Genomic DNA, 4670 nt, shown 5'->3' with positions numbered 1-4670 from the left:
CGCCGCCTTCAGGCAATACAGGCTGGTAGAAAATGCGGCTGAAATCCAGGCCCTGCGCCTTCCAGTGCGTGATCGCCCGCGATTTGTCCAGCAGGTCGGCGCGGCCGATCAGTTCATTGAAATTGCGGATGCCCAGCGACGCCATGATCTGGCGCACTTCTTCGGCGATGAAGAAAAAGAAGTTGACCACATGTTCCGGCTTGCCGGAGAACTTGGCGCGCAGCACCGGATCTTGCGTGGCAACGCCGACCGGGCAAGTGTTCAGGTGGCATTTGCGCATCATGATGCAGCCTTCGACCACCAGCGGCGCAGTGGCGAAACCGAATTCGTCGGCGCCCAGCAAGGCGCCGATCACGACATCGCGGCCGGTCTTCATCTGGCCGTCGGCCTGGACCCGGATGCGGTTGCGCAAGCCGTTCAGCACCAGCGTCTGCTGGGTTTCCGCCAGGCCCAGTTCCCAAGGCGAGCCGGCATGCTTGATCGACGACAAAGGCGAAGCGCCGGTGCCGCCGTCATGGCCGGCGATCACCACGTGATCCGACTTGGCCTTGGCGACACCCGCAGCCACCGTGCCGACACCCACTTCGGATACCAGCTTGACCGAAATCGAAGCGCGCGGATTGACGTTTTTCAAGTCATGGATCAGCTGCGCCAGGTCTTCGATCGAATAGATGTCATGGTGCGGCGGCGGTGAAATCAGGCCGACGCCCGGCACCGAGAAACGCAGCTTGGCGATGTACTCGGACACCTTGTGGCCCGGCAGCTGGCCGCCCTCGCCCGGCTTCGCGCCCTGCGCCATCTTGATCTGGATCTGGTCGGCGGAAATCAGGTATTCCGCGGTGACGCCGAAACGGCCGGACGCCACCTGCTTGATGCGCGAACGCAGCGAATCGCCTGCCTGCAACGGGATATCGACTTCGATGCGGTCCTTGCCGATCACCGACGCCAGCGTTTCGCCTTGCTTGATCGGGATGCCTTTCAACTCCTGGCGATAGCGGTTCTCGTCCTCGCCGCCTTCGCCGGTGTTCGACTTGCCGCCGATGCGGTTCATCGCCACCGCCAGCGTGGCGTGCGCTTCGGTCGAGATCGAACCGAGCGACATCGCGCCGGTAGCAAAGCGCTTGACGATTTCCTTGGCCGTTTCGACCTCATCCTATGGAATCGCCTTGCTTGGATCGATCTTGAATTCGAACAGGCCGCGCAGGGTCATGTGGCGCTTGGACTGGTCGTTGATCAGCTGCGCGTATTCTTTATAGCTGTTGAAGTTGTTGGCGCGGGTCGAGTGCTGCAGCTTGGCGATCGCATCCGGGGTCCACATGTGCTCTTCGCCGCGGATACGGAATGCATATTCGCCGCCGGCGTCGAGCGCGTTGGCCAGCACCGGATCGTCGCTGAACGCCGCGCGATGCAGGCGCAAGGCTTCTTCCGCCACTTCAAACACGCCGATGCCTTCGACATTCGAGGCGGTGCCCTTGAAATACTTCTGGGTCATGCTCTTGTTGAGGCCGATCGCTTCGAAAATCTGCGCGCCGCAATACGACATGTAGGTCGAAATGCCCATCTTCGACATGACTTTCAGCAGGCCCTTGCCGATCGCCTTCTGGAAATTGTAGATCGCTTTTTCCGGCGACAGCGCGCCCGGCAAGCCATGCGCCAGTTCGGTCAGCGTATCCATCGCCAGGTAGGGATGGATCGCTTCCGCGCCGTAACCGGCCAGCAGTGCGAAGTGATGCGTCTCGCGCGCCGAACCGGTTTCGACCACCAGGCCGGTCGAGGTGCGCAGGCCCTTGCTCACCAAATGCTGGTGGATCGCCGAAGTAGCCAGCAGCGCCGGGATCGCCACCTGCTCGGCATCGACCTTGCGGTCGGAGACGATCAGGATGTTATGGCCGGACTTGACGGCGTCGACCGCCTTGGCGCACAGGGACGCCAGGCGCGCTTCGATACCTTCCTTGCCCCAGGCTACCGGATAGCAGATGTTCAGCTCGTAGGATTTGAACTTGCCGCCGGTATGGGCGCCGATATTGCGCAGCTTGGCGATATCGTCGTAGTTCAGGATCGGCTGCGTGACTTCCAGCCGCATCGGCGGGTTGATGTTGTTGGTATCCAGCATGTTCGGCTTGGGTCCGATGAAGGACACCAGCGACATCACCATCGCTTCGCGGATCGGATCGATAGGCGGGTTAGTGACTTGCGCGAACAGCTGCTTGAAGTAGTGGTACAGGGTCTTGTTCTTGTTGGACATGACCGCCAGCGGCGAGTCGTTGCCCATGGAGCCGATCGCTTCTTCGGCGGCGGCGGCCATCGGCGACATCAGGAACTTGATGTCTTCCTGGGTGTAGCCGAACAGCTGCTGGCGGTCCAGCAGCGGGATGGTGGAACCGGATTCGGACGGTTCCGCTTTCAGCTCGTCCAGCTTGACGCGCACCGATTCAATCCATTGCTTGTATGGCTTGGCGTTGGCGAACGTGTCTTTCAATTCCTTGTCGTCGATGATGCGGCCGGCGTCGAGATCGATCAGGAACATCTTGCCTGGCTGCAGGCGCCATTTCTGGATGATCTTCGATTCCGGGATCGGCAAGACGCCGGATTCGGACGCCATCACCACGAAGTCGTCGTCGGTGACGATATAGCGCGCCGGACGCAGGCCGTTGCGGTCCAGCGTGCCGCCGATATGGCGGCCGTCGGTAAACGCCATTGCGGCCGGGCCGTCCCATGGTTCCATCATCGCGGCGTGGTATTCATAAAAGGCGCGGCGGTTGTCATCCATGGTGGCGTGGTTTTCCCACGCTTCCGGGATCATCATCATCATCGCTTGCGCAATCGGGTAACCGGCCATCAGCAACAGTTCGAGCGCGTTGTCGAAACAGGCGGTGTCGGACTGGCCTTCATAGATCAGCGGGAACAGCTTCTGCAGGTCGTCGCCCAGCACGTGCGATTTCATCACGCCTTCACGCGCGCGCATCCAGTTGAAGTTGCCCTTGACGGTATTAATCTCGCCGTTGTGCGCCAGCAGGCGGTACGGGTGGGCCAGCGGCCATTCCGGGAAAGTATTGGTGGAGAAGCGTTGGTGGACCAGCGCCAGCGCCGACAGGCAGCGCTGATCCTGCAGGTCCTTGTAATAGACGCCGACCTGGTCGGCCAGCAGCAGGCCCTTGTAGACCACGGTGCGCGCCGACATCGACGGCACGAAAAATTCCTTGCCGTGCAACAGGTTCAGGGCCTGGATCGCGTGGCCGGAGGATTTGCGGATCACATACAGTTTGCGCTCGAGCGCATCGGTCACCATGATGTCCGGGCCACGGCCGATGAAAATCTGGCGGATTACCGGTTCCTTGTCGCGCACGGTGGGCGACATCGGCATCTCGATATCCACCGGCACATCACGCCAGCCCAGCACGACCTGGCCTTCGGCCAGCACCGCACGTTCAATTTCCTGTTCGCAGGCGATGCGCGAAGCATTCTCTTTTGGCAAGAACACCATGCCCACGCCGAATTCGCCCGGCGGCGGCAAGATCACGCCCAGCTTCGCCATCTCTTCGCGATAGAACTGGTCCGGCACCTGGATCAGGATCCCGGCGCCGTCACCCATCAGCTTATCCGCACCGACCGCGCCCCGATGATCGAGATTCTTCAGGATCAGCAAACCCTGCTCAATGATCGAGTGGCTCTTCTTGCCTTTGATGTGAGCAATAAACCCGACGCCGCAGGCATCATGTTCATTGGCCGGATCGTATAAACCTTGCGCATGCATAACGTTGCTCCACCACTTTGAGAGTAAGGATATTAAGAATAGTGCAGACGCCTCCAGACTTCAATCACAATAAATAGGGTCAGAGTCAAATTAATCAGTCTGATTTTTGCACCAAAATTAAATAGGGACAGAGTCAATTTAGTGCATTTGATGGCGTTGTTGCCCTGCGAGTCATTTTTTTATTTGTCCCCGGCCTGCGGGTCTGCTACATCGGCCGGGGTCTTGAAGGGGCGCCCACGTCTGCCCGGACGCACCCTTAGACTGCCCTGCTTCTCGAGGCTTGATTTGAATTTTTCCGTGCCCAGCGGCCAGCCCTTGTTGGTGGCGTCCATCAGCTGCTTCGCCTGGAACGAGGTGAGTGCTTGCTCTGCCATTTGTTTATAAGCAGCCTCGCGATCGAAGGGGGTATTGCCTAAAGCCCAATACAGGGCGTGATCCACTACAAGAGGGTCAGCCTTGATCCCGACATGATGCAAGTAGCTCGACCAAGGGTACTCGCCGGCTGTTGCCGTAATGCCGGCGCGCACTGGATTCTGGTCGATGTAGCAGCTGCACAACATGAAATAGGGCTCGGAATCTATCACCGTGGCCCTGTAGCGTCCCTGCCACAAAGTGCCGACGCGTCCATATTTCTGGTTGAAGTAAGGCACGTAGAAGCGCCCTACCCATTGCATCATCCTTGCCAAACCCTGGGCGTCGGACGGCGTCGCCAGCAGGTGCACATGGTTGGTCATCAGCACATAAGCATGGATAGCCACCTTGTATTGCTTGGCGCCTTCGCGCAAGCGGGCAAGGAAATTCACATAATCTTCCGTCTCGCGGAAGATAGCCTGACGATCGACGCCACGCTGGATCAGGTGATGCGGCTGGTTGGGAATGACAAGTCTGGGCAGGCGGGCCATGGCAAAAGGAAGTG

1 protein-coding gene and 1 pseudogene are annotated in these 4670 nt (G+C 59.6%); both read right to left on the bottom strand.

All coding sequences use genetic code 11. The annotated features are described in order from the left end of the window. Positions 1–3754, bottom strand: a pseudogene (locus tag JWQ61_RS00840) (glutamate synthase-related protein); the annotation flags it as partial. Between the two features lie 179 nt (positions 3755–3933). Then, positions 3934–4656, bottom strand: a complete 723-nt coding sequence (locus JWQ61_RS00835) for a transposase (protein WP_304358842.1) — start codon at positions 4654–4656, stop codon at positions 3934–3936. Between the last annotated feature and the right edge of the window lie 14 nt (positions 4657–4670).

This window comes from Collimonas fungivorans, from assembly GCF_028292705.1.
GTDB lineage: Bacteria > Pseudomonadota > Gammaproteobacteria > Burkholderiales > Burkholderiaceae_D > Collimonas > Collimonas fungivorans_B.
The sequence above is the reverse complement of the archived record's forward strand: the minus strand, read 5'-3'. Positions and strand labels throughout refer to the sequence as shown.